The organism is Curtobacterium sp. PhB146 (assembly GCF_004342995.1).
Lineage (GTDB): Bacteria > Actinomycetota > Actinomycetes > Actinomycetales > Microbacteriaceae > Curtobacterium.
Map to the genome: position 1 here is coordinate 635,941 of NZ_SMBN01000001.1, position 26,931 is coordinate 662,871.

The 26,931-nt window shown below is 70.6% G+C and carries 30 protein-coding genes; 13 read left to right on the forward strand and 17 right to left on the reverse strand.

The window, feature by feature from the left end; all coding sequences use genetic code 11:
- Window positions 1–18: 18 nt before the first annotated feature.
- Entirely contained in the window at window positions 19–555 is a 537-nt protein-coding gene (locus tag EDF33_RS03105) for a MarR family transcriptional regulator (protein ID WP_123292878.1), read from the forward strand.
- A gap of 151 nt (window positions 556–706) precedes the next feature.
- Window positions 707–1,321, forward strand: coding sequence for a TetR/AcrR family transcriptional regulator (locus EDF33_RS03110; protein WP_131844991.1), 615 nt, complete (start codon window positions 707–709; stop codon window positions 1,319–1,321).
- Window positions 1,322–1,423: 102 nt separating this feature from the next.
- Here the strand turns inward: EDF33_RS03110 and EDF33_RS03115 are convergent, their stop codons facing one another.
- Window positions 1,424–2,539, reverse strand: coding sequence for a Gfo/Idh/MocA family oxidoreductase (locus EDF33_RS03115; protein WP_111083744.1), 1,116 nt, complete (start codon window positions 2,537–2,539; stop codon window positions 1,424–1,426).
- Entirely contained in the window at window positions 2,536–3,336 is an 801-nt protein-coding gene (locus tag EDF33_RS03120; protein ID WP_207906619.1) for a sugar phosphate isomerase/epimerase, read from the reverse strand. Before EDF33_RS03120 ends, EDF33_RS03115 begins: the two co-directional genes overlap by 4 nt.
- Window positions 3,337–3,591: 255 nt before the next feature.
- On the opposite strand from EDF33_RS03120, the gene EDF33_RS03125 reads away from it, so the two are divergent.
- The 5 genes from EDF33_RS03125 to EDF33_RS03145 all read left to right on the forward strand — a co-directional run bounded on the left by EDF33_RS03125 (window position 3,592) and on the right by EDF33_RS03145 (window position 8,667).
- Window positions 3,592–4,890 carry an MFS transporter gene (locus tag EDF33_RS03125; RefSeq protein WP_123294465.1) on the forward strand — a complete coding sequence of 433 codons (1,299 nt, stop codon included), beginning with the start codon at window positions 3,592–3,594 and terminating at the stop codon, window positions 4,888–4,890.
- 4 nt (window positions 4,891–4,894) lie between these two features.
- On the forward strand, window positions 4,895–6,127 hold the full coding sequence (locus tag EDF33_RS03130; protein ID WP_131878030.1) for an MFS transporter: 1,233 nt from the start codon (window positions 4,895–4,897) through the stop codon (window positions 6,125–6,127).
- A gap of 10 nt (window positions 6,128–6,137) precedes the next feature.
- Window positions 6,138–7,460: a carboxylesterase family protein gene (locus EDF33_RS03135; RefSeq protein WP_131878032.1), complete on the forward strand. Its 1,323-nt coding sequence runs from the start codon at window positions 6,138–6,140 to the stop codon at window positions 7,458–7,460.
- A 97-nt stretch (window positions 7,461–7,557) separates the two neighbouring features.
- Window positions 7,558–8,148, forward strand: a complete 591-nt coding sequence (locus EDF33_RS03140) for a TetR family transcriptional regulator C-terminal domain-containing protein (RefSeq protein WP_131878034.1) — start codon at window positions 7,558–7,560, stop codon at window positions 8,146–8,148.
- A gap of 78 nt (window positions 8,149–8,226) precedes the next feature.
- The gene (locus tag EDF33_RS03145) at window positions 8,227–8,667 is read left to right on the forward strand and encodes an NUDIX domain-containing protein (protein WP_131878036.1); all 441 of its coding nucleotides are present in this window, start codon (window positions 8,227–8,229) and stop codon (window positions 8,665–8,667) included.
- Between the two features lie 69 nt (window positions 8,668–8,736).
- Here the strand turns inward: EDF33_RS03145 and EDF33_RS03150 are convergent, their stop codons facing one another.
- Window positions 8,737–8,925 carry a hypothetical protein gene (locus EDF33_RS03150; protein ID WP_131878038.1) on the reverse strand — a complete coding sequence of 63 codons (189 nt, stop codon included), beginning with the start codon at window positions 8,923–8,925 and terminating at the stop codon, window positions 8,737–8,739.
- Window positions 8,926–9,001: 76 nt separating this feature from the next.
- A complete protein-coding gene (locus tag EDF33_RS03155) occupies window positions 9,002–9,370 on the reverse strand; it encodes a VOC family protein (RefSeq protein WP_131878040.1) in 369 nt (122 codons plus the stop codon).
- Window positions 9,371–9,424: 54 nt separating this feature from the next.
- Here EDF33_RS03155 and EDF33_RS03160 point away from each other — a divergent pair, with 54 nt between their 5' ends.
- Both EDF33_RS03160 and EDF33_RS03165 read left to right on the forward strand, forming a co-directional pair.
- The gene (locus EDF33_RS03160; RefSeq protein WP_131878042.1) at window positions 9,425–10,063 is read left to right on the forward strand and encodes a nucleoside/nucleotide kinase family protein; all 639 of its coding nucleotides are present in this window, start codon (window positions 9,425–9,427) and stop codon (window positions 10,061–10,063) included.
- Window positions 10,064–10,100: 37 nt separating this feature from the next.
- Window positions 10,101–10,934, forward strand: a complete 834-nt coding sequence (locus EDF33_RS03165) for an SDR family oxidoreductase (protein ID WP_132099269.1) — start codon at window positions 10,101–10,103, stop codon at window positions 10,932–10,934.
- A gap of 115 nt (window positions 10,935–11,049) precedes the next feature.
- On the opposite strand, the gene EDF33_RS03170 is transcribed toward EDF33_RS03165, so the two are convergent.
- From EDF33_RS03170 to EDF33_RS03185, 4 genes are all read right to left on the reverse strand, one after another.
- Window positions 11,050–12,390, reverse strand: coding sequence for an MFS transporter (locus tag EDF33_RS03170; protein ID WP_347812761.1), 1,341 nt, complete (start codon window positions 12,388–12,390; stop codon window positions 11,050–11,052).
- Window positions 12,387–13,043 (reverse strand): HAD hydrolase-like protein, encoded by a 657-nt coding sequence (locus tag EDF33_RS03175; protein ID WP_123294473.1) that lies wholly within the window; start codon window positions 13,041–13,043, stop codon window positions 12,387–12,389. Before EDF33_RS03175 ends, EDF33_RS03170 begins: the two co-directional genes overlap by 4 nt.
- Before the next feature lie 193 nt (window positions 13,044–13,236).
- Window positions 13,237–13,932 carry an endonuclease NucS gene (gene nucS, locus EDF33_RS03180; RefSeq protein WP_111083752.1) on the reverse strand — a complete coding sequence of 232 codons (696 nt, stop codon included), beginning with the start codon at window positions 13,930–13,932 and terminating at the stop codon, window positions 13,237–13,239.
- 9 nt (window positions 13,933–13,941) lie between these two features.
- Complete coding sequence (locus EDF33_RS03185) at window positions 13,942–15,273, reverse strand: MFS transporter (protein WP_243692338.1); 1,332 nt, start codon at window positions 15,271–15,273, stop codon at window positions 13,942–13,944.
- Window positions 15,274–15,391: 118 nt separating this feature from the next.
- On the opposite strand from EDF33_RS03185, the gene EDF33_RS03190 reads away from it, so the two are divergent.
- Window positions 15,392–16,519, forward strand: coding sequence for a LacI family DNA-binding transcriptional regulator (locus EDF33_RS03190; protein WP_207906621.1), 1,128 nt, complete (start codon window positions 15,392–15,394; stop codon window positions 16,517–16,519).
- 57 nt (window positions 16,520–16,576) lie between these two features.
- Here the strand turns inward: EDF33_RS03190 and EDF33_RS03195 are convergent, their stop codons facing one another.
- Both EDF33_RS03195 and EDF33_RS03200 read right to left on the reverse strand, forming a co-directional pair.
- A complete protein-coding gene (locus tag EDF33_RS03195) occupies window positions 16,577–17,173 on the reverse strand; it encodes a TetR-like C-terminal domain-containing protein (RefSeq protein WP_132099270.1) in 597 nt (198 codons plus the stop codon).
- Window positions 17,170–18,261, reverse strand: a complete 1,092-nt coding sequence (locus EDF33_RS03200; protein ID WP_132099271.1) for an amidohydrolase family protein — start codon at window positions 18,259–18,261, stop codon at window positions 17,170–17,172. Before EDF33_RS03200 ends, EDF33_RS03195 begins: the two co-directional genes overlap by 4 nt.
- 48 nt (window positions 18,262–18,309) lie before the next feature.
- On the opposite strand from EDF33_RS03200, the gene EDF33_RS03205 reads away from it, so the two are divergent.
- Window positions 18,310–19,248 carry an amidohydrolase family protein gene (locus tag EDF33_RS03205; RefSeq protein ID WP_123680480.1) on the forward strand — a complete coding sequence of 313 codons (939 nt, stop codon included), beginning with the start codon at window positions 18,310–18,312 and terminating at the stop codon, window positions 19,246–19,248.
- On the opposite strand, the gene EDF33_RS03210 is transcribed toward EDF33_RS03205, so the two are convergent.
- Window positions 19,214–19,852 carry a TetR family transcriptional regulator gene (locus EDF33_RS03210; protein ID WP_123294477.1) on the reverse strand — a complete coding sequence of 213 codons (639 nt, stop codon included), beginning with the start codon at window positions 19,850–19,852 and terminating at the stop codon, window positions 19,214–19,216. The two genes, EDF33_RS03205 and EDF33_RS03210, sit on opposite strands and share 35 nt — an antisense overlap.
- Before the next feature lie 116 nt (window positions 19,853–19,968).
- Between EDF33_RS03210 and EDF33_RS03215 the strand changes: the two genes are divergently transcribed.
- Together EDF33_RS03215 and EDF33_RS03220 are read left to right on the forward strand one after the other, a co-directional pair.
- Window positions 19,969–21,708: a CocE/NonD family hydrolase gene (locus EDF33_RS03215; protein ID WP_132099272.1), complete on the forward strand. Its 1,740-nt coding sequence runs from the start codon at window positions 19,969–19,971 to the stop codon at window positions 21,706–21,708.
- Window positions 21,705–22,361: a hypothetical protein gene (locus tag EDF33_RS03220; protein ID WP_132099273.1), complete on the forward strand. Its 657-nt coding sequence runs from the start codon at window positions 21,705–21,707 to the stop codon at window positions 22,359–22,361. Before EDF33_RS03215 ends, EDF33_RS03220 begins: the two co-directional genes overlap by 4 nt.
- A gap of 100 nt (window positions 22,362–22,461) precedes the next feature.
- Here EDF33_RS03220 and EDF33_RS03225 read toward each other — a convergent pair whose 3' ends face one another.
- From EDF33_RS03225 to EDF33_RS03250, 6 genes are all read right to left on the reverse strand, one after another.
- Entirely contained in the window at window positions 22,462–23,265 is an 804-nt protein-coding gene (locus EDF33_RS03225; protein ID WP_185094124.1) for a MerR family transcriptional regulator, read from the reverse strand.
- On the reverse strand, window positions 23,258–23,794 hold the full coding sequence (locus EDF33_RS03230) for a VOC family protein (RefSeq protein ID WP_123294480.1): 537 nt from the start codon (window positions 23,792–23,794) through the stop codon (window positions 23,258–23,260). Before EDF33_RS03230 ends, EDF33_RS03225 begins: the two co-directional genes overlap by 8 nt.
- A 178-nt stretch (window positions 23,795–23,972) precedes the next feature.
- Window positions 23,973–24,779 (reverse strand): isocitrate lyase/phosphoenolpyruvate mutase family protein, encoded by an 807-nt coding sequence (locus EDF33_RS03235; protein WP_132099274.1) that lies wholly within the window; start codon window positions 24,777–24,779, stop codon window positions 23,973–23,975.
- A 120-nt stretch (window positions 24,780–24,899) separates the two neighbouring features.
- A complete protein-coding gene (locus EDF33_RS03240; protein ID WP_132099275.1) occupies window positions 24,900–25,082 on the reverse strand; it encodes a hypothetical protein in 183 nt (60 codons plus the stop codon).
- A 146-nt stretch (window positions 25,083–25,228) separates the two neighbouring features.
- Window positions 25,229–25,465 (reverse strand): hypothetical protein, encoded by a 237-nt coding sequence (locus EDF33_RS03245; protein WP_132099276.1) that lies wholly within the window; start codon window positions 25,463–25,465, stop codon window positions 25,229–25,231.
- 226 nt (window positions 25,466–25,691) lie between these two features.
- A complete protein-coding gene (locus tag EDF33_RS03250; RefSeq protein ID WP_132099277.1) occupies window positions 25,692–26,864 on the reverse strand; it encodes a hypothetical protein in 1,173 nt (390 codons plus the stop codon).
- Window positions 26,865–26,931: the final 67 nt, after the last annotated feature.

Below are 26,931 nucleotides of genomic sequence, written 5' to 3' on the forward strand. Positions count from 1 at the left end.
CAAGGAGCGCATGATCACATGCCGTTGACCGTCGTCCGTCGAGAGCACGTCCACCTCTACGCCCACGAGCCCCGATCCGAGGCCGCGAAGACCGCCGTCGACGCCCTGCTGCGCCTCCAGCACGCCGAGGAGCAGCAGATCGAGTCCGCACGCATCGAGAGCGGGCTGAGCAAGAACGAGTCGCTGGCGATCCGGTACATGCTCCAGGCCCACCGCGACGGCCGCACCATGGGCCCCAAGGACCTCGCCGTCATGCTGACCGTGTCGAACGCCTCGGTCACGAAGCTCGTGGACGCGCTCGTCGACAAGGAACTCCTCGTCCGCACCGCGCACCCCACCGACCGTCGTGCGCAGGTCCTCGAACCCACCGACCTCGCCGCCGAGAAGATCGATGCCTCGTACGCCCGCTTCCACGAGGCCGTGGTCGGGGTCCTCGACCACCTGTCCGATGCCGACAACGCCGTCCTCGCGGAGTCGCTGACCAGGATCGTCGACGCGCTCGCCGACGGTGAGCCGGCACCGGTCGACGAGTACACCGTCGACGACCAGGACTGACGAGCCCGGGCTGAAGCGAGCCGGGCCGACGCGACCGGACCGACGCGACCGAGGCGGTCGACGCGACCACCCGTCGACGGGAGGCGCGGTACCGGATCGCTGCGGGCCTCCAGACGGTGGCGGAAAAACCTTCCAGCGGTAAGTTGGGTGCATGACGCACCCCGCCGACGACGACGCGGCCCCGCCGCGACGCGGCGGGTACCGCAAGGGAGCCGAGCGCCGGACCCAGATCCTCGACGAGATGATCCGCATGGTCGCGGAACAGGGCGTCGACGCATCGTCGCTGCGGTCCGTGGCCGAGGCCCTCGGGATCACCCACGCGGCGCTCCGCCACTACTTCCCCAGCCGTGACGAACTGCTGCTCGCCGTCTACCGCGAGCACGAGGTGCGCGAGCAGGGGGCGCCCGACCGGTTGAAGTCGGCGATCGGGGACATGCGCGACAGTGCCTCGCGCAACCGTGCGGTGCCGGGCCTGGTGCAGCTCTACACGACGCTCGCGGCCGACGCCGTGCAGGAGGGGCACCCGGCGACCCGTGACTTCATGCGGGAGCGGTTCACGCGGCTCCGGGCCGACCTGGCCGCGTTGATCGCGGCGGACCAGGCGGCGGGACGGATCCGCGGCGACCTGGACCCGGTCGACCTCGCTTCGCTGAGCATCGCGGCGTCCGACGGGCTGCAGGTGCAGTGGTTGCTCGACCCCGAGGCCGTCGACGGCGAGAAGGTGCTGCGGTTGCTCGAGCAGATCGTGCCCGCGCCGCCGGAGTGAGCGCGGCGCGTGCGTTTCGTGAGCAGAAATGGTCGGGTCCCCGTTCGGGACCCGACCATTCCTGCTCACCAGGTGCGGCGCGGTGCGCGACGCACGACGTGACTACGCGTTCGCGGCCTCGGCGAGGACCGCGGCGGCGGGGTCGAAGTCCTCGGGGAGCGGCTGGATCGGGTCGATCGACGAGGTGATCTCGACGGACTGACCCGACTCGGCGGCATCGCGGATGCCGAGCATGACGTCCAGCGCGTGCGACGCGACGGCACCGGAGGCGCGCTCCGGGCGGCCCTCGGCGATCGCGCGGGCCAGCTCGACGACGCCCGTGCCGCGGCCCCAGGTGGAGCCCTTGTGCGTCAGCGTGGTCGGCTCGTCCTTGCCGAGCGTCCACAGCGTGCTGTCGCCGTCGAAGACGTTCGGGTCCGGCAGCACGATGGTGCCCTCGGAGCCGTTGATCTCGACGAAGCCGTTGCGGGGCAGCGCGTGCTGGAACGACAGGGTCGTCTGCGCCGACTGGCCGCCCTCGAACGAGATGAGCGCTGCGTGGTGCGTGGGCACCTCGACGGCGAACTCGGTGCCGGCGCGGGGGCCGGAACCGATCACGCGCGTCTCGCGGGACTTCGACGACACGGCCTGCACGCGCGAGGCGGCGCCGAAGGCGTGCAGGAGCGTCGTGACGTAGTACGGGCCGATGTCGAACAGCGGACCGGCACCCTGGGCGTACAGGAACTCGGGGTCCGGGTGCCACTGGTCCGGTCCGGGCACGTGGAACATCGTCGTCGCGGTGAGCGGCGTGCCGATGTCGCCGCGGGCGATGGCGCGGATGGCGGTCTGGATGCCGGCACCGAGGACGGTGTCGGGGGCGCAGGCGTAGCGGACACCGGCAGCGGCAGCGGCTGCGAGCAGCTCCTGCGCGTCCGAGGCGTTCGTCGCGACCGGCTTCTCGCTCCAGGTGTGCTTGCCGGCAGCGATGATCTGCTGGCCGACCTTGGCGTGCTCGGCGGGGATCGTGATGTTCACCACGATCTGGATGTCGTCGCGGGCGAGGAGCTCCTCGACCGTGCCGGACGCGGGGACGCCGTACTTCTCGGCCTGGGACGCGGCGCGCTCGAGGATGAGGTCGGCGACCATCAGGACCTCGACGTCGGCGAACTGGGTCAGGTTCGTCAGGTACTGGTCCGAGATGTTCCCCGCACCGATGATGCCGACTCCGATGCGGCTCACTTGTCGTTGTCCTTCAGCCATGCGAGGGACTCGGTGATGCCCTGGAAGACGTCGCCCGAGTAGGCGTCGAACTCGACGACGCGGATGGCCTGCGGCGCCGCGGCGAGGATGCCCGCCACGTCCACGTCGCCCTGGCCCGCGGGGGTCTGGTTCTCGAACGCACGCTGCAGCGCCTCGGGCACGACGAGCGCGCTCTCCGACGAGGGCAGTGCGGTGAGGATGTCACCGTCGACCTTGCCGTCCTTGACGTGGATGGCGACGACGCGGTCGCCGAGTGCCTTCAGGACGGCGGGGGCGTCGGCGCCACCGACGGTCGCCCAGAAGGTGTCGAGCTCGAGCACCGTCTCCGGGCTGATCTGCTCGACGAAGTGGTCGTAGACCGTGCGGCCGTCGACCTTGTTCGTGAACTCCCACTGGTGGTTGTGGTAGCCGAACTTCAGGCCGCGCGAGGCTGCCTCAGCGGTCAGGACGTTGACGCGCTCGGCGATCTTCGCGACGTCGTCGGCGGTCTGCCAGCGGTCGGTCGGGATGAACGGGTCGATGACCGTCTGGATGCCGAGGCGCTCGGCGGCGTCCCAGATCGGCGCGGTGTCCTCGGCGTCGATCACGGCGACGTGGCCGGACGGCGCCTTGAGGCCGGTCGCGGCGAAGGCACGCTCGAGGTCCGTGGCACGCTCGACGAACGCGTAGGGCTCGACGTTCTCGTACCCGATCTCGGCGACGCGGGCGATGGCCTTGTCGAGGTCTTCGGCGATGGCGTCTCGCAGCGAGTACAGCTGCACAGAAGTGGTGGGCATTGCAGAGGCTCCTTCGGTCCTGTCTGGGTGTCGCGGCGACCAGGTGTCGAAGCACCGGGTGTCGCAGTCCGTCGAGGAGCGATGCTCCACGGCGAGATCGATGACGACGCTACCCCAAAAACCACCCGGTGTGTAGTTTTTGCGTCCCCCCGTGTCGCACGTCGGTACATGAACGACACCTGTCGATGTATGCTCAGCCAGTCAAAACCGTGCACAGGACGGTTTTGGCCACCAGCATCGACTCGAGGAGGCGTCATGAGCACACCCGAACCCGGCAGCCCGGCACTGTTGCACCCCGAAGAGGGCATCACCCAGCCGATCAGCACCGTGAAGGTGGGCATCGGCTACCAGATCGCCCTGTTCCTCGGGCAGTTCGGCCTCTTCGTCGCACTCATGGCACCGGTCTACGTCAGCATGCAGCTCAAGGCGCAGGCCCTGGTCGGCGACGACGCGGCGAACGTCATCGGCTCGGTGCTGCCGATCGGCGCGTTCGGTGCGCTCATCATGAACCCCCTCGCCGGCGCGCTGTCCGACCGCACCCGCACCCGTTGGGGTCGTCGTCGGCCCTGGCTGCTGAGCGGTGTCGTCGTCTTCGCGATCGCCCTCGCCTGGATCGCCTACTCGCCCGACGTCCTGAACCTGACGCTGGCCTGGCTCCTCGCCCAGCTCGCCGCCAACGCGACGCTGGCCACCCTGCTCGCGAGCTTCGCCGACAACGTCCCCCAGCTGCAGCGCGGCCGCTCGTCGAGCATCATCGCCCTCGCGCAGAACATCGCCGTGCTCGCCGGCACCTACCTGTCGGTGTTCTTCGTCGCGAACCTGCCCGTGCTGTTCATCGCACCCGGCATCCTGGCGATCATCCTCGTCGCGGTGTACGCCGTGGTCGCCCGTGACGACCTGCCGACGTACAAGCTGAAGAAGTTCACGTTCCTGAACCTCATCGCCTCGTTCTGGACGAACCCGATCAAGAACCCGGACTTCGCGTTCGCCTGGTGGTCGCGCTTCCTGATCATCTTCGCCACCTTCATGTTCACGACCTACCGCCTGCTCTACATGGAGAAGCACCTCGGCATCGAGGACGCGAAGGAGGCCACCGCGGCCGTCGCCTTCGGTGTGCTGCTCTACACGATCGCGCTCCTGGTCAGCGCGGCGCTGTCCGGCTGGGCGTCCGACAAGATCGGCCGTCGCAAGGTCTTCGTCGGCGGTTCGACGGCGATGTTCGCCGTCGGCCTGGTCGTGCTCGCGCACGCCGACACCGTGAACGGCTTCTACGTGGCCGAGGTCATCATGGGCTTCGCGTACGGGATCTACTCGGCCATCGACACGGCGCTGGTCGTCGACGTGCTGCCGAACGCCGACCGCCCCGGCAAGGACCTCGGGGTCATCAACATCGCCAACGCGCTGCCGCAGTCGCTCGCTCCGGCCGTCGCACTGTTCTTCCTGAAGATCGGGTCGGGCGACGCCGCCGACAACTACACGCTCATGTGCTGGGCCGCCGGTGCGATCGCCATCATCGGTGCCCTTGTGGTGATCCCCATCAAGCGGGTTCGATAGCCGGATGCACACCTCCGGGGTCGACGTGGACCGCAGCCAGCTCGCCGGGTGGCGGAACGCGATCATCGTCGCGTTCGCCATCGGCGGGATCAGCCTGGCCGGCTGGGGTCCCCGGCTCCCGGAGCTCCGCGTCGAACTCGGTGTCGACATCGGCACCATCGGTCTCATGCTCGGCGGTGTCACGATCGGCTCGATCGGCGGCCTGCTCAGCGCCGCCCCGCTGCTCCGGCGCCTGGGCGGCCGACGCGCCCTGACGGCGGTCGCCGTCCTGGTCCCCGCCGCACTGGCACTCATCGGCATCGCCGCTGCGCTGCACTCCGTGCCGCTGGCGAGCGTCGGGTTCGTCGTCGCCGGTGCCGGGATCGGCGCGCTCGACGTCATGGCGAACGTCGAGGGCACGGCGATCGAGGCGCTCGCCGGTCGCACGTTGCTCCCGTTGATGCACGCCGCCTGGTCGGGAGGCGCGGCCCTCGGCGCCGGGATCGCCGCCCTCTGCGCATGGCTGGGCATCGCCCCCTCGGCCCAGTTGATCGGTGAGGCCGTCGTGATCCTGGTGGTCGGCGTGATCGCCATGCGTGCGATCCCGGACGGCACGCGCGCCGAGGAACACGACACGACTCTCACCCCGCGGCAGCGCCTGCGGCAGTGGGCGCGAGGCTGGGCGGACGTCCGACTGCTGCTGATCGGCGTCGTGATGCTCGGCGTCGAACTCGGCGAGGGGTCGGCGAACAACTGGCTCGCCCTGGCGGCCACCGACGGACACGGCCAGACGGCGACGGTCGGGGCCCTCTTCTTCACCGTGTTCGCGGTCTCCGAGGCCGCGACGCGCGTCTTCGCCGGCCCCGTCGTCGATCGACTCGGACGGGTCCGGACGGTCCGCTGGACGACCGCGCTCGGCATCCTCGGCGCCGTCCTGTTCATCGTCGGCACGACCTGGTGGCTCACGCTCATCGGCGTGGTCCTCTGGGCGGTCGGCGTCTCGATGGGGTTCCCGCTCGGCATGTCGGCAGCGGCGCAGAGCGGCCCGAACCCGGCTGCCCGGGTCAGCGTCGTCGCGTCGATCGGGTACTTCGCGAACTTCGCCGGCCCGCCCGTCATCGGCGCGATCGCCGAGCAAGTCGGCGCGCTCAGCGCACTCTGGTTGATCGCCGTGCTCTTCGTGGCCGCCTTCGCCGCATCCGGGTCGCTGCGTCCGGTCGCCGAACCGACCCACGAGCGGGTCAGCGACCCTCGGTAGCGTGGAGCCCATGCTCGACGCGACGCCTGCCCCGTTCGACACCCCGGCCGGTCGCATCGTCGGGACGGTGGACGGCGACGTCGTCCGCGTGCTCGGGATCCCCTACGCGCGGGCCGACCGGTTCGCGCCGCCGGAGCCGATGCCGCCCTTCGCGAGCGAACTGCACGCGTCGACGCCGTCCCCCGTGGCGCCGCAGCCGCACGCGCAGTTCGTCGACCAGCTGCTCGGCGAGGTCGAGGACATCACCGTCGACGAGCACTGCCAGCGCCTGTCGATCACGCTGCCCGCCGACGTGACGCCCGACGAGCGCCTGCCCGTGATGGTCTGGATCCACGGCGGCTCGTACGTCATCGGCGGCGGCGACCTGCCGATCTACGACGCCCGCGACCTCGTGACCGAGCAGCGCGTGATCGTGGTGTCGGTGACCTTCCGGCTCGGGGTCCTCGGGTTCCTGGGCGACGGGGCGTCGATCCCGGCGAACCTCGGACTGCTCGACCTGCTCGAGTCGCTCCGCTGGGTGCAGGCGAACATCGCCGCGTTCGGTGGCGACCCCGACCTCGTCACGGTGTTCGGGCAGTCGGCCGGCGGCGACGCAGCAGCCCACCTGATGATCAGCGACGGCGCGGCCGGGCTGTTCCGCCGGGCGATCATCCAGAGCGCACCGCTCGGGCTGTCGCGCGGTCGGTCCCGGATGAACCGCGCGATGATCCGGGCCGTCGGTGCCGTGCACGCCGACACCCCGCTCGACGACCTGCTCGAACGGCAGGCTCTCGGCACCCGGGCGGCCGCGCCGTACGGACTCGCGGGCGGGATGCCGTTCGGCACCCAGTACGGGTTCGCCCCGTTGCCCGTCGAACGCGACCTCGACGACGCCTGGAGCCGAGTCGCTCCCGACGTCGACGTCCTGATCGGTTCCGCGACGGACGAGACCGGCATGTACGTGCCGTTGGTCCGCGGTCTGTCGCGGGTCGCTCGGTCACGGATCCTGCGCCCGGCGCTCCGCTGGTGGGTGGTCCGTCCGCTCTCCGACGTCATCTACGGCCGCGACGTCCGACGCTTCACCGCGCGGCACCGCCGAGCCGGCGGGCGAGCGACGTCCTACCGGCTCCTCCGTGGCGTGACGACCGCGCCGACCGGCGCCGTCCACATGAGCGACCTGCCGCTGTTGCTCGGCGGCCGCGAGGCCTGGGCCGGCACCCGCTTCGTCCCCGAGCGCGACTGGCCCGAGGTCGAGCGGCGCGGCCGGGCCTTCCGTGCGATCTGGGCCGAGTTCGCCCGGACCGGCGCCGTCACCGCCCCGGACGACGAGACGCTGACCTTCGACCGGCACTGACGTTCGACTGGCACTGACCTTCGATCGGCTCTGACCGTCTTCGCGCCCCCTGAACTGGCGGTCGCGTGGTCGCCCCCGGGACCGGACAATCGTCAGCATGCCCACGCCCGACGCCGATCTCCGTGCACGCATCGTGTCCGGTGCGATCGCGGCGTACCGCGCGACGGACTTCCACCGGGTCGGACCGGACGAGGTCGCCGAGCACGCCGAGGTGCCGGTCGCCGAGGTCAGCCGAGCGTTCCCGATGTGGGAACTCCTCGTCGTCGCGGTCATCGACCGGTGGAACAACGGCAGCCGACTCGCGCTGTGGCCCGTCGCCGAACGGGACGGTGCCGTCGCGTACCTGCGTGCCCGGCTCGAGGCCGGCGTCACGGACCCGGCGCTCGTCCGGCTCCGGATCGCCGTGCTCAGCGCCGCGTCGAACCCCGGCCACCCCGCAGCCGGGTGGTTCCGTACCCAGTACACCCGGGCGTTCGAGGACCTCACCCTCGCCCTGGTCCGTGACGTCGTCGCTGCCCGCGAGCCACGGGGCGCCTCGCCCCGGCACGCCGCCGAGCAGCTCATGGCACTGTTCGAGGGGCTGCAGCTGCAGGCGATGGTCCGCGACGACGCCGAGCCGCTGAGCGGCTTCGACCGCGCCGTCGCCCGGATGCGGGTCGGCTGGGCAGCAGCGCGCGTCGACGCCTGAGGGCTCCGAGCGGGAGCACGGAGGGGAGGCACGGCGCGGCTTGCGTGCGTCGGCGCGCCCACCTGGCATGGTCGGCCCATGGAGTACACCGACTACGACACCCGGCTCGCCGCGTACGGCGTGATCACGGACGGTGACCGGGTGCTCCTGGCGAAGCTGCGCTTCCCCGAAGCCGGCACGTGGACGTTGCCGGGCGGTGGCGTCGAGTTCGACGAGACCGTCGAGCAGGCCGTCGTGCGCGAGGTCCGCGAGGAGACCGGGTACGAGTCCGAGGTCGGCGCCCTGCTCGGCGTCCGGCACCACGTCGTCCCCGCGGAGCGCCGGATCCACGCCAACGGGCGCCCGATGAAGGCCGTGCAGGTCGTGTTCCGCGCGACGGTCGTCGGCGGCGCACTGCGCGACGAGATCGACGGGTCCACCGACGAGTCGCGCTGGCTGCCGATCGCCGAGCTCCCGCACCACCGGCACGGGCTGCTCGTACCCGTTGCACTGGCGTGGGCGGGTGCGCTCACGCGCTGACCCCTCATCCGGCGGCCAGCGTCGCGAACTGTGCCAGGACGTCAGTGGGTACCGGCGTGGCTGACTCGGTCATCGCTCGCCCAGCAGGAATGAGATGCTGTCGAGCCAGTCCTGAGGCAGGTACTCGTCGGTGAAGAGATCGCGCCACTGCTCGGTCGGCGCGAACTCTCGTTCATCGAGGTCCCACTGCGCCCGGACCCGCGCGCGTTCGATGAGGAGTTCCTCGCGGGTCCAGTGTCGTCCCACTACAGCGGTCATGGCCGTCCTCTCGTCGGTGTGGGACGACGGTAGGGCGGTCAGTGGGGCCGGCGCGAGCTTTCTGAACACAACATGTTCAATCGGCGACGACGCTCAGGACGTTGCCCGACGGGTCGGTGAACCAGGCGATGAGCGGGCCGCCCTTGCGGTTCACACCCTTCTCGTCGGTCATCCCCTCGTACTGCAGGAACGTGATGCCCTTCGCGGTGAGCTCGTCCACCGCGGCGTCGACGTCCGGCACGGGGAAGTTCAGCACCGTGAAGGCCGCGGGTTCGTGCGCAGGCCCCTTCGGGTAGACGAGGACACCGTGGCCGTCGCCGAGCTGCAGGAAGAGCATGCCGTGGTCCTCGGAGACCTCGACCCCCAGGACGTCCTGGTAGAACTCCTTCGCCTCCGGGACGTCCCGTACCGAGAACCCGCTGAACGCCTTCGTCGCATCGACCATGCCGCCAGTGAACCACCCCGGTCCGGTGTCGGCGCGCTCTGCCAGGATGGGGCCGTGAGCCACCCGGACAGCAGCGTCGACGACGCCGTCGAGCGTGCGGTCGAGCTCGCCTCGGCGGGGCCCCGGGCAGTGCTCGGCATCGCGGGTGCTCCCGGTGCCGGCAAGTCGACCCTGGCCCGCCGCGTGGTCGCCGCCGTCGACGAGCGACTCGGGGCCGGCACGGCGGTGCAGGTGCCGATGGACGGCTTCCACCTGTCGAACGCGGCGCTCGACGCCCTCGGCCGGCACGACCGCAAGGGCGCCGTCGACACGTTCGACGCCGACGGCTACGTCGCCCTGGTCCGACGACTCGTCGCTGCCGACACCACCGTGTGGGCGCCGGACTTCGACCGCCGCATCGACGAGCCCGTCGCCGGCAGCATCGCCGTCCCGCCGACCGCCCGGCTCGTGGTCTCCGAGGGGAACTACCTGCTCGACGATGCCGAACCGTGGGCAGCGCTCGGTGACCTGTTCACCGAGACCTGGTTCTGCGCCGTCGACGACGGGGTGCGGGTCGACCGCCTGGTCGGTCGGCACATGCGCCACGGACGCGACCACGACGCCGCGCGCGCGTGGGCGGTGGAGGTCGACGGCGTGAACGCGGCGAGGGTCGCGCCCACGGTGATCCGTGCCTCCAGGACGGTGCGGACGTGACCAGCAGACCGACGCGACACCGATCGAAGGAGCGACCATGACCATCGCCATCACCGGAGCGACCGGCAACATCGGGGGCGCCGTCGCACGCGCGCTCGCCGCGGACGACGTGCCGTTCCGGATGATCGTGCGCGACGCAGCGCGCGCGCCGGAGCTGCCCGGCGCCGAGGTAGCGGTCGCGACGTTCGCCGACGCCGACGCCAGCCGGGCGGCGCTCGAGGGGGTCGACGTGCTCCTGATGGTGTCGGCGGCCGAGGCCGAGGACCGGCTCGACCAGCACCGCACCTTCGTCGCAGCAGCTGCCGAAGCCGGTGTGCGGCACGTCGTCTACACGTCGTTCCTCGGCGCGGCCGAGGACGCGACCTTCACCCTCGGGCGCGACCACTGGGCAACCGAGCAGGCGATCCGCGCGACCGACACGGCGTACACGTTCCTGCGGGACAGCTTCTACCTGGACTTCGTCGAGGACCTGGTCGGCGAGGACGGCGTGATCCGCGGGCCGGCAGGCGACGGCGCCATGGCGGCGGTCGCCCGTGCGGACGTCGCACGGGTCGCGACCACCGTGCTGCAGGACCCGGGTGCGCACGTGGACCGCACGTACGAGCTGACCGGGCCGGCGGCGTTCACGCTCGCCGAAGCCGCCGCGGTGGTGACCGAGGCGCGTGGCCGCACGGTGACGTACCACCCGGAGACGTTGGACGAGGCGTACGCGTCTCGTGCGCAGTGGAACCCCGAGCCGTGGCAGGCAGACGCGTGGGTGAGCACCTACACGGCGATCGCCGAGGGGGCTCTCGCGCACGTGTCCAGCGACGTCGAGCGGATCACGGGGCGGCGCCCGATGTCGCTGCGCGAGGTGCTCGCCGCGCGGTAGTGGGCGCGGGCGGGACTTCGTGAGCAGAAATGGTCGGGTCAGGTGCGGCGACCCGACCATTTCTGCTCACGAAGCGCCCCGCAGCGCAGCGCAGCGGGCGAACAAGCGGCGCCGCTCAGGACACGCGGCGCGCGGCGATCGTGCCGACGACCCCGAGCGTCAGCACCGACACGAGCACGACGAGCAGCGGCGCCGTCCAGTCCCCGGTCGCACCGTGCAGCGCCCCGGCGACGAGCGGCCCGGCCGAGCCGATCAGGTACCCGCCGCCCTGCACGAACGCGGACATCCGACGGGCATCGGCGTCGCTCGACACGATCCGCACGATCACGATGAAGATCACGGTGATGCCGCCGCCCTGGGCTGCGCCGCCGAGCACCGACCACAGCAACCAGAGCTGCGGGGCGAACAGCAGCCCGAGTGGCATCGCCAGCCACAGGAACGCGACGAGCGCGATGATCGCCCGCGGCCGCCACTTCGCCGCGAGCAGCGGGACCCCGAGCGCACCGACCACGGCCAGGATCTGGAACACCGACGAGCTCGCCCCGGACGACGCCTTCGAGAACCCGATCTCGTCGTGCAGCAGGGTCGGGATCCAGGCGGTCAGGGCGTAGTACGAGAACGCCTGGCCACCGAAGGCCAGCGTGAGCCCCCACGTGATGAGTCGTCGTGCGGGACGGACCGGCTCGGCGGCGGTGGCAGCAGCGGCCGCCGCGGCCCGGTCGGCGCGGATCGTCCGGATCGCCCCGGTGTCGAGCACCTGGTCGATCGGACCGGTGATCGGCAGGGGCTCGTCGTCGTCGGAGCGCACGGGGCGGCGCCACGCGGCCCGGGCACCCACTGCGTACGTCCAGGCGAACCCGGCGATGACCGCGAAGACCGCCCACACGGCGATCGCGACGGGCCAACCCCACAGCGCCGCCAGGGGAGCGGTCGCGAGTGAGGTGATCATCGACCCGACGTTGAGCGCCGACGTGTAGACGCCGGTGACCAGGCCGACACGCTCCGGCGAGGTGTCCCGCCGGATGACGACGGGAATCACCACGTTGCCGATCGTGATGCCGATGCCGATCACCGCGGTGCCGATGAGCAGTGCGGCGGACGACGGCATCGAGCGCACCACGGTGCCGGCGAGCACGATGACGAGCGACAGGGACACCGCACGCTCGGGGTCGGCCTTCGCGATGACCCAGCTGGCGAACGGCGTCGCCAGGGCGAAGCAGAGCACGGGAATCGTCGTCAGCAGCCCGGCGATCGTGGACGTCAGGCCGAGGTCGAGCCGGACGTCGCCGATGACCGGGGCCGTCGCGACGATCGGCCCGCGGAAGTTCAGTGCGATGAGGACGATGGCGGCGGGCAGCACCCACGCGGCGGCACGCAACCCCTGCCGCGTTGCGCCGGTCCGGCCGCGGCCGCTCGTCGCGTCGGTCCCGCTCGTCGCGTCGGTCCCGTCCGTCACGGCAGCAGGATCGGGAGCAGGTCCAGCGGGGTGGCGGCCGTGGCGATGGTGCCCTCGGCCTCGGCGGGGGAGCCGTACCCCCACTCGGCGAAGACCACCGGGACACCGTGCACCGTGGCGCCCTCGACGTCGTGCACCCGGTCGCCGATGAGCACCGGACGGCTGATGTCGAACCCTCGGGCGTCGAGGCGGCGCAGCGCTTCCTCGACGACGTCGGCCTTGCTCGACCGGACCTCGTCGTCGCTGGCGCCCGTGATGATGTCGATGTCCCCGGTGAGCCCGTAGTGCTCGAGGATGTACGTCGCCGGCGTCTCGGGCTTGCTCGTCGCGGTCGAGATCGGCAGCCCCGCGTCGTGCAGCGTCCGGAGCACGACGTCGATGCCGGGGAACATCGTCGAGTCGAGGGCGCCGTGCGAGAAGTAGTGCTCGCGGTACACGGCGAGGGTGTGCTCCGCCTGCGCCTCGTCCATGCCCATCGCGACCCGGAACGTGTCCATGATCGGCGGGCCGACGAACGACATCAGGGTGTCGTGGTCGGGCACCGGGACGCCCACGGTGCGGAAGGTGTGCGTCAGGCTCTCGAGGATGCCCGGCGCGGAGTCGCTGATGGTGCCGTCGAGGTCGAACAGGATGGCGGAGAACGGGCTGGTCATGTCCTGCCCACCCTACCGGCGGCGGTCGACGGGACCATCCTGGTGCCGCGCGCGACGGGGCGGACGTGCGCCGGGCCTCCCGGTCGGGCGGCGGCCGTCGGGCGGAACCTGGTTCCGGACACAGCACCACGCGATTCCGCGGTTCCGTGTCCGGAACCTGGTTCCGGCGGGAGACCCACCAACGCGACCGCGCTCAGAACAGGCGGGTGTGCCCGCCCTCGATGCCGCGCATCGCGTCGTAGTCGAGCACGAGGACGCGGATGCCGCGGTCCTCGGCGAGGGTGCGCGCCTGCGGTGCCACCGTCTGCGCCGCCAGCACGCCCTGCACCGGCCGCAGGTGCGGATCGCGGTTCATGAGTTCGAGGTAGCGCGTGAGCTGCTCGACCGCGTCGATGTTGGCGTTCCGCTTCATCTCGACCGCGACGCTCGCCCCGGCGTCGTCGCGGGCCAGGATGTCGACCGGCCCGATGGCGGTCATGTACTCGCGGCGGACCAGCGTGTGGCCGTCGCCGAGCAGTTCGATCTGCTCCGCGAGGAGCTGCTGCAGGTGCGCCTCGACCCCGTCCTTCACCAGACCCGGGTCGACGCCGAGGTCGTGGGTCTGGTCCGCGATGACCTCGTGGATGGACACGATCAGGCGGTCCTGGGTCTTCTTCTGCGTCACCGTCCAGACCTCGGTGATGCCACCGACGGTCTGCTCCTCGTCCGGCTCGCTCATCTCGATCGAGCACGGCGGGCTCATCCAGTTCAGCGGCTTGTAGCTGCCACCGTCGGAGTGCACGAGCAGTGAGCCGTCCGCCTTGAGCATGAGCAGACGGGTCGCGAGCGGCAGGTGGGCTGAGAGCCGTCCGGCGTAGTCGACGGAGCAGCGGGCGATGACGAGACGCACCCGGGAAGCCTAACGGGCGTCGCGTCCCGACCCGGACGGCGCGCTCGTCGCGTTGTCGGCGTTGCCGGCGCTGCCGGCCGGGAGGCGCGGCTCGCCCCCGCCGTGTCCGTCGCCGCCCCCGCGGGTCGGCCGGGCGGCGGCGCCGGTCTCACGGGCGGCACCCGACGCGAGTCCCGCCGCGATGATGAACACGAAGACGACCAGGAGCGCACCGAGCAGTCCGACGTGCTCGCCGAGGAACCCGATGAGCGGAGGACCGGCCAGGAACGCCACGTACCCGATGGTCGCGACGGCGCTGACCTTGGCGGCGGCCGTGCGGGGGTCGTCGGCAGCGGCCGACATGCCCATCGGGAAGCCGAGGCTGGCACCGAGGCCCCAGAGCACGACGCCCACGATCGCGAGCGGCACGTTGTCGATGAAGATGAGCATGCCGAGGCCGATCACCGCGACGGCGGCGCTGATGCGCAGGATCGGGACGCGCCCGAACTTGTCGATGAGGGGGCTGCCGGCGACGCGACCGACGGTCATCGCCGCGAGGAACACGGTGAGCACGCCGGCACCGGCGGCGTTGTCGAGCCCGTGGCCGTCGATCATCGCGAGCGGCAGCCAGTCGTTCGCGGATCCCTCGGCCAGGGCCATGCCGAGCACGATCACGCCGATCAGGATCGTGGACGGCTGTGCCCAGACCTGCATGCGGGTGAGCGGCGTCGCGACCGGGCTGGTGTCGGTGGAGACCTGCTCGGCGAAGCGGTGCTCGTCCTGGAACTTCGTGACGGCGACGAGCATCGCGGCGCTCGTGATGACGACCAGCACGATGAAGTGCACGGAGACGGGGATCTCGAGCCGCTCGGCCAGGGCACCGAGCCCGGCGCCCGCCAGCGTGCCGAGGCTGAACGCGGCGTGGAACAGGGGCATGATCGTGCGCCCACCGGCCTTCTCGGCTGCGGCGCCGGAGACGTTCATCGACACGTCGCACAGGCCGTTGCCGAACCCGAAGGCGATCAGGGCGATCCAGATGGCGGCGAAGCCCCACCCGAGCGTGACCGCGATGCCGGCGAAGACCATGCCGAGTGCCAGACAGGCGGCGGCGATCTGGATCCCGCGGCGTGCGCCGAGCTTGGCGACGATGTGGCCGGCGAAGGTCAGGCCACCGATCGAACCGACGGCCATGCCCAGGACGAGCAGACCCATCTCGAACGTGCTCGCGCCGAGGGAGTCGCGGACGCTCGGGATCCGGCCGAGCCACGTCGCGATGTCGAGCCCGGACAGGGTGAACACCACGAACACCGCGATGATCCAGGCCCTGGTGGTCGGGACGGTGCGGGTGGACGGCGTCGTCATGGTGGTCCCATCGTGCTTCGTTGCTGGTGGTCGTCGTGCGGGTCGCGCTGCGCGTTTTGTTCTGGGTCGGCCGCTATCGAATCGATTCGACCGCTTGTTCCCGCTACGCTAACCGGCGATGGACGAACCGGCAACAGCACTCGGCGCGTCGCCTTCCCGCGGCGGAGTCACCCGTCGGTCGCGCCCGACGCTGGCCGCGGTCGCCCGTGCCGCCGGTGTCGCGCCGTCGACGGCCTCGCTCGCGTTCAGCGGCAGCGGCCCGGTGTCCGAGGACGCCAAGGCCCGCGTGCTCGCCGCCGCCGCAGAGCTCGGGTACGGCGGTCCCGATCCCCGTGCGCGTTCGCTCCGTCGAGGGCGTTCCGGCGTCATCGGCGTCGTGATGGACGAGCGCCTGAGCGATGCCTTCCGCGACCCGGTCAACGTCCTGACGCTCGACGGCATCGCCGAGGTCGCCGGGGCTGCGGGGGCTTCGCTCTTGCTGGTCCGGAGTCCGCTCGACGATGAGCAGGGTGCCGGCCCGCTGGTGGATGCCCCGATGGACGCCGTCGTGCTCGTGGGGTGCAACGTCCGGATCGACCCGGCCGTGGCGGTGCTGCGGCGTCGACAGATCCCCGTCGTCGCGATCGAGGCAGACGAGATCGAGGGTGCCGTGCCCGTCCAGCTCGACAACCGGGATGCCTCGCGCCGTGCTGCTGCGTACCTGCAGGACCTCGGGCACGCCGACGTCACGGTGGTGACGCTGCCGCTCGACGCTGCTCGTCGGCGGGGGCCGGTCGACGACGACCGGTTCGCGTCGGGCATCGCGTTCACGACGCTGGAGCGACTGCGGGGCGTGCGCGAGGTCTACCCCTCCGCCGTGGCGGTCGAGACGGCGGGGAGCTCGGTGGAAGAAGGACGCCTGGCAGGCGTGGAGCTGTTCGCTGCCGATGGCCCTCGCCCCACCGCCGTCATCGCCCAGAGCGACCTGATCGCCGTCGGGGTGATCTCGGCTGCCCTCGACGCCGGGCTGCGGGTGCCCGAGGACGTCAGCGTCGTCGGGTTCGACGGCATCACGGTGGACGACAGCCTGTTGCACCGCACGCCGATCCGGCACCTGACCACGCTCGTGCAGCCGTTCGTGCAGAAGGGCCAGGCTGCCGCTCGTGCTGCGCTGGCGATGCTCGAGGGGGCGGAGCCGCAGCCGGCGTCGTTCATCTCGGAGTTGCGGGTGGGGGACACGACGGGGCCGCCGCCGGCTGTGCGCTGATCCCACCCCCGGATTCCGCCACACCCCTACGAGTCGGTCAGCGCAACTTCGCGACGATCACCGCGACAGGGCGGGAAGTACGACGTCATCGACGACCTCGACGATGTCGTCGCGGGACAGCGGGCCAGTGGTGAGGTGACGGGCGAGCACGAGTGCGGCGCCAGCGCTGACGCGTGATGGGCTGACAGCGCTCGAGGGGATCTCGCCACGGGCCGCGGCGCGTCCGAATGCTTCGGTCACGAGGCGTTGGCGCGGCTCGATGAGCAGTGCGACGATGCGCTGCCACATCTCGGGTCGTCGCTCTCGCTCCAGGAGAAGTGGTGCGAGGACCCGTCCGACGGGGGTGGTGAGCCCGTCCGCGAGATCGGACAGGAACGCGATGAGTTCGTCGCGGAGGCCACCGACCGGCTGGAGTCGGGTCCCCCCGGGGTGATCGCTCCGCTCCGCGGTGTCTTCGGTCCAGGCGAGGGCAGCGAGGACGAGCTGCTCCGGATCGGTCCAGCGCCGGTAGAGCGAGGCCTTGCCCGCACCGGCTGCCGCGGCGACGTTCTCGAAGGTGAGGCCCGCCATGCCGTGGTCAGCCAGCTGTTCGAGTGTGGCGGCGAAGATCGCGTGCTCGAGGTCAGCGCCGCGCCGCCGGACGGGAGCGTTCACGAGATGAGTGTCCCACCGACCCACACAGCGCCCGGCTGAGCGAGGACGGCTGGGTCGACGAGGGGATCGCCGGTCGTGAGCAGGAGGTCCGCACGCAGCCCCACTTCCACACGCCCGCGGTCGTGCAGACCGAATGCCGCCGCTGCCCCGTCCGTGGCAGCGGTCAGTACCGCGCCGTTCGTCATCCCGGTGTCCCGCAAGAGGAGCATCTCCTCGTGGAGGGCCTCGCCGTGGCGAACCGGCGCGAACGGGGTCTCGTTCGCGTCCGTGCCGGCGACGACTGGCACACCGGCGGTGTGCATCCGGCGCACACTCTCGACGGCGTTCTCGAATGCGGCGTCGGCACGGTCCCCGAGCCGCGCGCGGGCCATCGCGCGCATCATGACGAGGGTCGGTGACGCGATGGTGCCCTGGTCGACCATCCGACGGACGGTCTCGCCCGGCAGCGGCCGGTCGAGCGGTGCGTGCGTGAGGATGTCGACCCCGGTGTCGAGCCCGCGGACGAACGACGCGGCGGTCACGACGTGGGCCACGGTCCGGAGCCCCCGGCGGCGTGCACCGTCGACCAGGGCCGTGATCGTTGCGACGTCGAGCGCGGGGACGTCGGTGGCGTCGGGGTCCTCGATGATGATCTTCACCAGGTCCGACCCGTTCGCGGCCCGCCAGTCCAGGTACCGCTCGGCATCGGCTGCGCTGCTCACGCCGCTCGCGTCCGGGAAGCCCATCCGAGCGATCTGGGTGCTGCCCGGCGCCGAGGCGGCCGAGCCCGCGCTGAGGAGCCCCGGTGCCCCCGGTGCTCCTCGCTGCTCGTCGACGAGGGAGTCCGGGTGTGTCCCGAGGTCGACCATCGTCGTGACGCCGGCTCGGACTGCGGACGACAGCGCCGCCGGGGAGCCCAGGTGGACGTGCGTGTCGATCAGGCCCGGAACGAGGAACTGCCCCGTTCCGTCGACGACCGAACCGCCGGCTGGAGCGACGGTCCCCGCGGGACGGACCGTGGTGATGTGTTCGTCGAACTCGACGTCGACAGCCTCGGTTGTGGTCACCCCGCCGGAGCTGGTGCGGACGTTGCGAATGGTCGTGGTCATGCGGTCTACGATACAGAATCGTTCACTACACGCAACGAGGAGCCATCGATGTCCGAACTGATCGACGTCCACGCACACTTCGTCACCGCGGACTACGTCGCAGCGGCCCGAGCAGCCGGGTACGAACAGCCGGACGGCATGCCCGCCTGGCCGAGCTGGTCGCTCGCCGGCCAGCTCGGTGACATGGACCGCCGCGGGATCGCCCGAGCGGTCCTGTCCATCTCGTCGCCCGGAGTGCACTTCGGGGACGACGACCGAGCCGCGGAGCTCGCGCGGACACTCAACGACGAAGCCGCCGCGATCGCGGCCGCGCACCCGGACCGGTTCTCGTACTTCGCGTCCCTCCCGGTGCCGGATGTCGACAGTGCGGTCCTGGAGGCCCGGCGCACGTTGCAGGGACCGGGTGCGGTCGGCGTCGTCCTCGAGTCCAACGCGCACGGCCAGTACCTGGGAGATCCCGCGTTGGAGCCGCTCTGGGCCGAGCTCGACGCCCGCGGCGCGGCCGTCTTCGTGCACCCGACCTCGCCCGTCGGGTGGGAGCACACCGCCCTCGGGCGTCCTCGCCCGATGCTGGAGTTCATGTTCGACAGCACCAGGAGCATCGTCGACCTGGTGTTCGCCGGCGTCCTCGACCGGTACCCGGACCTGCGCGTCATCGTGCCGCACTCGGGCGCGACCCTGCCGGTCCTCTCCGACCGGATCGCCCTGTTCCAGCAGTTGTTCGGCGCCACCGCCGGCACGATGCCCTGGAAGGACGCGATGCGGCGGCTCTGGTTCGACACGGCAGGCACGCCGTTCCCACTCGACGTGCCAGTCCTCGCCGAGGTCGCCGGGACGGACCGGCTGCTCTACGGCAGCGACTCGTGCTGGACGCCGACGCAGGGCGTGGACGCGCAGATCGCCGCGCTCGACGATGCCGAGCCGCCGCACGACGCGACGAGTTGGCGAGAACTCACGACCCGGAACGCTCGGCGTCTGCTCGACTGACTCCGGCGAGGACGCTCTGGATCGCGGGTCCGGCGATCGCGACGACGGTGTCGTGGTCGGCTGCGAGCACGGCAGGGACCCCGAAGACCTGCCGGCTCGTGATGATCCCGACGAGCATGGCCGCGGCGAGCCCGGCCCGGAGCGCACGGTCCTCGTGATCGGCGCCGGAGGCTCCGTGCACGAGGCGGGCCTGGATGAAGTCCCGCAGCTGCGCCGTCGCGTCCTCGTTGACCATCGCACCTCGGAGCATCGCCATCAGCGGTTCCGACTCCTCCGGGGCGCCTTCCCAGGCCTGTAGGAACGCCCGGACGACACGCTCGCCGAGATGCTCGTCCGGACCCTCGAAGGCCGTGTCGAAGCGCCGGAGCGCGGACGGGGACACGGCCATCACCGCTGCGAACAGGTCGGCCTTCGACCCGAAGAACTGCATCACCTGCGAAGGGTCGACGCCGGCGTCCGCCGCCACGGCCCGGATCGTCGTGCCGGCGAAACCGTCGCTGGCGAACCGCGCACTCGCCGCCGCGAGGACCGTCGTGCGGGTGCTGGCCGCCCCGGGACGGCGACCCACGCGGGAGGTCGTCGCTGCTTCCGTCGTTCCGTCCATGCCCGCAATCTACTCCGCCGACGGGTTTCTCAACACGCGTTGAGTTCTTGCCGGATCGGACGTACGCTCGCCTCGACGACGAGCCCACGGAGGACTCCCGCACGAAGGAGAACACGATGACCGACCAGAGGATGACCGTCCCCTCCACCCCGCTGCCCGCTCCGCGCACGGGTGTGCTCACCCCCTTCGAGCCCGGCACCCGAACCCTCGAGGCCGGGTTCCGGATCGCGCCGCAGTTCAAGCCGCTGCCCGTCGACACGGTGTTCGACAAGGACGTCGCGATGCAGCTGCGCGACGGCACGACCATCCACGTCGACGTGTTCCGCCCGGTCGGCACCGAGCCGGTGCCGGTGATCGTGGCATGGAGCCCGTACGGCAAGGCGCAGGGCACGTCGCTCAGCGTGATGGGGGTGTTCGGGCTCGTCGGGCTGCCGAACAGCACGGTGTCCGGACTCGAGAAGTTCGAGGCACCGGACCCGGCGTACTGGGTCGAGCACGGCTACGCGATCTGCAACGTCGACATCCGCGGCGTGGTCGACTCCGAGGGCGACAGCGTGCTCTGGGACCGGCAGGAGGGCCGCGACGCGTACGACGTCATCGAGTGGCTGGCCGAGCAAGAATGGTGCGACGGCAAGGTCGGCATGAGCGGCACGAGCTACCTCGCCGTGTCGCAGTGGTTCACCGCCGCCGAGCAGCCCCCGCACCTCGTCGCGATCAACCCGTGGGAGGGCGTCAGCGACGTCTACCGCGACCTCGTGATGCGCGGCGGCATGCCCGACACCGGGTTCGCACAGCAGCTGCAGGACGGCAGCTTCTTCGGGAAGGGCCAGAAGGAGGACATCCTCGCCGAGGTCGACGCCCACCCGCTGATGACCGACCTGTGGGAGCAGAAGATCCCTGACTTCTCGCAGATCGAGGTCCCGGCGTACGTCGTCGCGAGCTACTCGAACACCCTGCACACCGCCGGGACCTTCCGCGCCTGGCGTCGGATCGCCAGTGACGAGAAGTGGCTCCGGATCCACAACACCCAGGAGTGGCCGGACTACTACGACCCGGCCAACGTCGAGGACCTCCGCCGGTTCTTCGACCACTTCCTCAAGGGCGTCGGCAACGGGTGGGAGGCCACTCCGACCGTCCGGTACTCGGTCCTCGACCTGCAGGGCGGAGACGAGGTCGCCGTGCCGGCTGAGTCGTTCCCGCCGCAGGACGCCATATCGACGAAGTACCACCTCGACGCCCGGACGCGAACGCTGACCACGGCCGCGCCCGAGGCGCCTGCGGAAGCGTCCTACGCCGTCGACGCGAACCCGGACGCCGTCTCGTTCCTGACCCGCTTCGACGAGGAGACCGTCCTGGTCGGGTACCCGAAGGCGCACCTGTTCGTCGAGGCCCGGGGCGCCGACGACATGGACCTGTTCGTCCTCGTCCAGAAGCTCGACCGCTGGGGAACGCCGCTGCAGGCGTTCACCGTGCCGAACCAGTCGGCGATGGCGCACGACCTCACCGACCACGGCGCGACGATCCTGCGCTACAAGGGCTCCGACGGACGCCTCCGGGTGTCCGCTCGGCACCTCGACGAGGCCCTGTCGACCGACGACGTCCCCGCGCACTCGTTCGACCGCGTCGAGAAGCTCGCTGCCGGGCAGGTCGCCGAGATCGAGATCGACCTGTTCCCGGTCGGACTGCGCTTCCACGCGGGCGAGCAGCTGCGGTTCATCGTGAGCTCCCGGAACCTGCTCGGCACGCTCATGCCGGCGATCCGCGAGTACGTCGGCGCGAACACCGGGCGGCACGTCGTGCACACCGGCGGCGACCAGGCCTCGTACCTCCAGCTCCCCGTCCGGGCCGCACGGTGACCGGCGCGACCGTGCGCCTGGCCGGCGAGGACACCGACTCGACCATCGACGGGTTCGAGCTGTTCTCGGCCCGCCGGGCGCTCGCGCTCCTGAAACGGAAGCTGGGACGCGAGCGACTGCTCGAGCTCCTGGCCGACGAGATCGCTGCGGGTGACGCGTTCCTCCGCGCCCACCTCGAACGCTCCGGCGGCGAGCAGGCAACCGGCACGACCACGCTCCGTGCACGGGGCATCAGTGCCGCGCAGTTCGGTGCGTGGCTCGGCGCCGCGTTCGCCCGCGAGGACGTCATGCTCGCCGGACACCCGGAGCACTACGGGATCCACGCCGAGCCGGGGCGCAACGTGAACATCGTCGAGACCCTCGACGAGTACGTCTGCTCGTTCTTCATGCGCCCCTGGGACGACAGTGCCGTCGTCGAGCAGGAGCTGCCCGCCGCAGAAGCGACTGCCGGTCGCCGGTCGCACATGCTGTTGGCGGACGGGACGGTGATCGGCTCGATCGCGAACTCCTTCGACGAGGAGCAGGACGGCTTCACCGCACGTCTGTCCGTCACCTTGCCGGCGACCTGCGCCCCGGCGGTGATCGAGCAGCACCTCGAGCACTTCGCCGTCGAGTTCCGCACCTGGATCCGCCGAGCCGCCAACGAGCGGTGACCACTCGAAGGCCGGCGATCCGCACGAGACGTTGGCTCAGGGCAGCGTTCGCTCCCACGTCGACGTCGGCCGCTCCGCGCGCGACCGTGAGCTGCGAGTCCTACTGCCAGGTGGCGGTGTCGGGGTCGATGCCGCGGGCGCGTGCGCCGGCGTCGATGATGCGACGCAACCATGAGGCGAGCCCGGCTCGGATGCCGTCGTAGTGTGCGGCGTACCCCGGATCGGCTTCGTACATGCGGCCGAGGACGACCTGCATCTGCCGGGTGATCGGGAAGTAGGCGGAGAACACCTCGCGGTGCTGTTCAACGAGAGCGTCCGCGGCCGGGCTGCCGGGTTCGACACCAGCATCCATGGCGTCGGCAAGGGCCTGATCAAGCGCCGCAGACGCATCGGCGACGGCCTGCCAGTCGTCCACGGTGCGTGACGCCGAGCGTTCGGCGTAGTGCCGCCACTCCGGCGTATCGCCGTAGAGTTGCCGCGCCTCAGCCGGCCACTGCGGATTCCATCCAGGCCCGAACGTCGCGGTCTGCTCCTCATTGGTCATGAGCAGCCCGTGCTCGTGGGCGTCGGCCATCCGGGCCAGGTCATCGCCCAGCGCGCTGAGATGCTCGATCCGCGCCGCAAGCTGGGACTGCTGGGCGCGCAGCGCAATGACAACGGCCGCACTCGGATCGTCGAGAACGTTCCGAATGGCTTCCAGGTCGAGCCCCAGCTCGCGGTAGACGACGATGCGCCGCAGCCGCTCGAGGTCGTCTTCGGCATAGAGCCGGTACCCGGCAGCTGACCGTGACGACGGCCTCGCAAGGGCGATCTCGTCCCAGTGATGCAACGTCCGGACCGTCACGCCCAGGCGCGCCGCGGCCTGACCAACAGTCAGGTCCACGGCGTCGCTGTCATCAGGCATGCGCTCCATTCTTCTCGCCGTCGGCGTCAGGTGCGGTGATGCCGATCGCTTCGAGGTTCTTGGCGGTCTGGCTGGTCGGCTCGAAGGGTTTCGCGGCAGTGAAGACGACTCGCACCTTCTCCGGCGTGATCACCTCGACATCGCGGGTGCCCCAGGGCGTGTCCCGCGGCTCGCTCACCACGCCCGCGTCGTGGGCTCGGCACGCGGTGACGAGGGTGTCGATCTGGTTCAGGACGCACGCGAAGCTGAAGCTCACCGCCGGCGCCTGATCCGGAGCGGACGCGGTTGGGACCAGCAGGACGTCCTGAAAGGCCCACCGGCGCAGGTGCACGAGCTGGCCCGGCACGCTGAACAGGTCGAAGAAGCCCAGGCCGCGGGTCCAGAAGTCGACGGAAGCGGCCAGGTCGGTTGTCGGGATCGTCACGAACGACGGCATCCCGTAGATCCCGTGGAACGGCTCAGGCGCGACCACGTCAGGGCCGGGGGCGGGGACCGGGCTCATCTCAAAGGCGTTGTAGTAGCTGCTCATGGGTCCACGTTCTGCCCTCACGCGGCGTGAGGGTCAAATCGGGGAACTCTGGGACCAACCTGTTGGCCCGGTTCACCGAGTTGGCGGCCCGCGTCCGGAGAACGATCGGTCGCCGAGACCTTCACCATCAACCCTTGGATTAGCCGAGGCAGACATGCAAGGAGCGAAGAGGACCTCGCTAGAACAGCGAGTTCAGCTCGCCGTAGTCGACGGCCGGCGTCAAGGACCCGTATGTGCCGGCAGTCAGCAGTTCCATAGCGGCCGATCGAGCAATCTCGTACGCGGCCTGCGCCATGCCCGAACCGACGCTCACGCGGGCCACTCCGAGTTCTGAGAGCTGCGCGGCAGTCAGGGAGCCGGGGCCGACCATCACGTTCAGCGGGCCGTCGATTGCCTCAGCCAGCGCTCTGATCGTGTCGGCGTCGCCAACTCCGGGTACGAAGACACCATCTGCTCCTGCTTCGAGGTACCGGTGTGCCCGATGGAGGGTCTCAGCGAACCGCTGCTCCGGCGAGACCAGGCCGGCGAGGTACACGTCCGTCCGCGCGTTGATGAACATCGGTACCCCGGCACGACCCGCTGCACGTCGAGCCGCGCCGATACGGTCCATGAGCTCAGCTGCGGGCAGTGCGCCGTCCTCGATGTTGATGCCGACTGCACCGGCTTCGAGAACTGCGTCGACCGTGTGTTCCACCCCGTCTGCGTCGTCGGCGTAGCCGGCCTCGATGTCAGCGGTGACCGGCACAGTCACCGCGCCAGCGATCCGAGAGACTGCCGCGACGGCCTCCTTTCGCCCGAGCGCGCTACCGTCCGCATGACCGAGCGACCATGCGACACCTGCGCTGGTGGTAGCGATGGCTGGCGCACCCGCAATCTCGACGAGTCGGGCGCTTGCTACGTCCCAGGCGTTGGCGAGAAGGAGCGGCTGTGCGAAGTCCTGGTGGAGCGTGTGGAAGGCGGCGGCCTGCGTGGTTCTGTTGTTCACCTGCGCAGTTCAGCCGAGCCGCGCTTCAGTTTCTGGCGGATATCGGACGACGCGGTCAGCGTTACAGCGGTTTCAATAGCCGGTCGCTCAACGGTCCGGCAGGAGTGACGTGCGTCGTAGCTACTTCTTCTCGTACTTGCGCCAGTAGCGGGCGAGAGCCGCTTGGCCCGGTCGAGCCGTGGTGAACACGACTAGAGCGAACCCGATGAAGATGACGAGAAACGCCACCAGACGGTCGAGCCTGCCGTCCGAGTGGGCCATCAACACGAAGCCGATGACGACGACCAGTGCACCCAGTGTCACGAGTACAACGCGTCGAGGGGTCATGAGCGCGAATCTATCGTCACTGTCACGAAGTGGTGTTCGACCCGCCTCGCGGTCGACGGCACTCGTTCAGTGACAAGCCCCTGTGGGAAGGTCCCGTTAGCCGGTCGTGAAGCGGCCGCCGGTCAGGAGGCGGCGACTGTGAGTGCCAGGACGATGACAGTCGCGCCGATCAAGACTCCGATCGCGCCAGCACCGATCACGCCCATGCGCGCGAGTCGCGGCCGGAACGGTACTCCGAGCCTGCCCCAGGATGACTCATAGATGGCGCGTGCAAGTCCGCGTGAGGTTGCAATCACGCCAATGCCGGCGACGATCACGAAGCACCCCATGGTGACCATCGCAAGTTGCTGTCCAGACATCGGGGCTCCGTTTCCGCTCCCAAGCACGCTACTCAGACCCGGGGCGCGCGCTTCGAGCTGTCCCGTAAGCCGGTCGACTACCGCGACTTCGTGCGCAGCGGTCCAGCTCCCCCCTCGAGCCCCGTGCTTCCTGATGGGGGCGTTCTCGGATAGGTGGTCCGAAACGATTCCGAATGACGGGACGTCAAACGAGGCGTTCCACCGACGCCCACCACGTGCGGAGGAATCAGCGCCGCCGCACCCCGAGCCCCACCACCGCCACGAGATTGACGGCGCTGCCGACCAAGAACCCCGTCGTCCCACCCGCGACTCCCGCGACCGGCCCGAGCACCGCCATGAGCACCGCCCCGACGACGAAGCCTGCGACCGACGCCAGCGCGACCTGCCGCGACCTCCCCGATGCGAGCAACAGCGCCGCAGGCACGAGCCCGACGGTGAACACCCACACCCCGACCATCAAGTAGCGCAGGTCAGCCACGGCAGCAGCCCCCTCGGCGGGGTAGACGATCGGCAGGAACCACCCGGCGAGCAGCGCCACCAGACCGAACACGACGGCAGAAGCAGCGGCGAACCCGACGACGAGCATCAGCGCGCCGCGAGACCGCAAGGACCCACCATCCGTCCGGTGCGCAAACGCCGGCACGAGCACCTGCCCCAGCGCCTGCCCGAGCATCGATGCCGGCGTCGCCAGGGTGAACGCCGCGGCGTAGACCCCGGCCTCGTGCGCCGACGAGGTCACCTGCGCCGAGATCATCGTCAATTGCAGCAACCCGTTCGAGGTCACCACCGCCAGCACGTTCCACGCCGCGAACCCGAGCACCCCTGCGGCGGGTTCGCGAGCGGCAGGGCCGAAGTCGTTCCACCGCGGCCAGCACGCGATCGCGAACACCGTGTACCCGATGGCCAGCGGCAGCAGCACGAAGGGCTCGAGCCGAGTGATGCACGCCACCACGAGCAGTCCGAGCGCGAGCACGCTCGTCACCGAGTCCCAGAGCGCTACCCGCGGCGCCCGGCCGTAGCCGAGCTGCGCTCCGCGGGCGTAGCAGTACAGCCCGTAGCCGACGACGACCCCGACACCACCGAGCACCATGCCGGGCCCGTTGCCCCAGGCGACCGCGACCGGCACGGTGACCGCGGCGAGCACCACGGTCGACACCAGCATCGACAGCCCGAGCACCCGGTTCACCGCGGCGTCCGACCGCCGACCCCGCAACGCGATCGCCAGGTACCGAGAGGCGGTGTTGCCCGCGGCGTTCGGCCAGAGCAGCGCGACGAACACCGACAGGGACAGCAGCGCCGTGGTCTGCCCGAGGGTCTCGGTGCCGAACACCCGCCCGACGACGACGGTCACGAGCAGCTTCGCGACGCCCTGCACCCCGATCCCGACCGTGGCGAGCACGGCCGACGACGCCACAGAAGACGACGGAGCCACAGGCACAGAAGTCCCGCTGGAAGAACCAGACCCG

Excerpts from the sequence above, each read along its gene's own strand:
- EDF33_RS03185 (WP_243692338.1), bottom strand. The coding sequence starts at position 15,273 with ATGACGACGCCGTCCACCCGCACCGTCCCGACCACCAGGGCCTGGATC.
- EDF33_RS03105 (WP_123292878.1), top strand. The coding sequence starts at position 19 with ATGCCGTTGACCGTCGTCCGTCGAGAGCACGTCCACCTCTACGCCCAC.
- EDF33_RS03120 (WP_207906619.1), bottom strand. The coding sequence starts at position 3,336 with ATGCCCACCACTTCTGTGCAGCTGTACTCGCTGCGAGACGCCATCGCC.
- EDF33_RS03145 (WP_131878036.1), top strand. The coding sequence starts at position 8,227 with ATGGAGTACACCGACTACGACACCCGGCTCGCCGCGTACGGCGTGATC.
- EDF33_RS03225 (WP_185094124.1), bottom strand. The coding sequence starts at position 23,265 with ATGCCTGATGACAGCGACGCCGTGGACCTGACTGTTGGTCAGGCCGCG.
- EDF33_RS03130 (WP_131878030.1), top strand. The coding sequence starts at position 4,895 with ATGCACACCTCCGGGGTCGACGTGGACCGCAGCCAGCTCGCCGGGTGG.
- EDF33_RS03140 (WP_131878034.1), top strand. The coding sequence starts at position 7,558 with ATGCCCACGCCCGACGCCGATCTCCGTGCACGCATCGTGTCCGGTGCG.
- EDF33_RS03155 (WP_131878040.1), bottom strand. The coding sequence starts at position 9,370 with ATGGTCGATGCGACGAAGGCGTTCAGCGGGTTCTCGGTACGGGACGTC.
- EDF33_RS03210 (WP_123294477.1), bottom strand. The coding sequence starts at position 19,852 with ATGGACGGAACGACGGAAGCAGCGACGACCTCCCGCGTGGGTCGCCGT.
- EDF33_RS03125 (WP_123294465.1), top strand. The coding sequence starts at position 3,592 with ATGAGCACACCCGAACCCGGCAGCCCGGCACTGTTGCACCCCGAAGAG.
- EDF33_RS03215 (WP_132099272.1), top strand. The coding sequence starts at position 19,969 with ATGACCGACCAGAGGATGACCGTCCCCTCCACCCCGCTGCCCGCTCCG.
- EDF33_RS03110 (WP_131844991.1), top strand. The coding sequence starts at position 707 with ATGACGCACCCCGCCGACGACGACGCGGCCCCGCCGCGACGCGGCGGG.
- EDF33_RS03205 (WP_123680480.1), top strand. The coding sequence starts at position 18,310 with ATGTCCGAACTGATCGACGTCCACGCACACTTCGTCACCGCGGACTAC.
- EDF33_RS03165 (WP_132099269.1), top strand. The coding sequence starts at position 10,101 with ATGACCATCGCCATCACCGGAGCGACCGGCAACATCGGGGGCGCCGTC.
- EDF33_RS03150 (WP_131878038.1), bottom strand. The coding sequence starts at position 8,925 with ATGACCGCTGTAGTGGGACGACACTGGACCCGCGAGGAACTCCTCATC.
- EDF33_RS03190 (WP_207906621.1), top strand. The coding sequence starts at position 15,392 with ATGGACGAACCGGCAACAGCACTCGGCGCGTCGCCTTCCCGCGGCGGA.
- EDF33_RS03175 (WP_123294473.1), bottom strand. The coding sequence starts at position 13,043 with ATGACCAGCCCGTTCTCCGCCATCCTGTTCGACCTCGACGGCACCATC.
- EDF33_RS03135 (WP_131878032.1), top strand. The coding sequence starts at position 6,138 with ATGCTCGACGCGACGCCTGCCCCGTTCGACACCCCGGCCGGTCGCATC.
- EDF33_RS03230 (WP_123294480.1), bottom strand. The coding sequence starts at position 23,794 with ATGAGCAGCTACTACAACGCCTTTGAGATGAGCCCGGTCCCCGCCCCC.
- EDF33_RS03245 (WP_132099276.1), bottom strand. The coding sequence starts at position 25,465 with ATGTCTGGACAGCAACTTGCGATGGTCACCATGGGGTGCTTCGTGATC.
- EDF33_RS03200 (WP_132099271.1), bottom strand. The coding sequence starts at position 18,261 with ATGACCACGACCATTCGCAACGTCCGCACCAGCTCCGGCGGGGTGACC.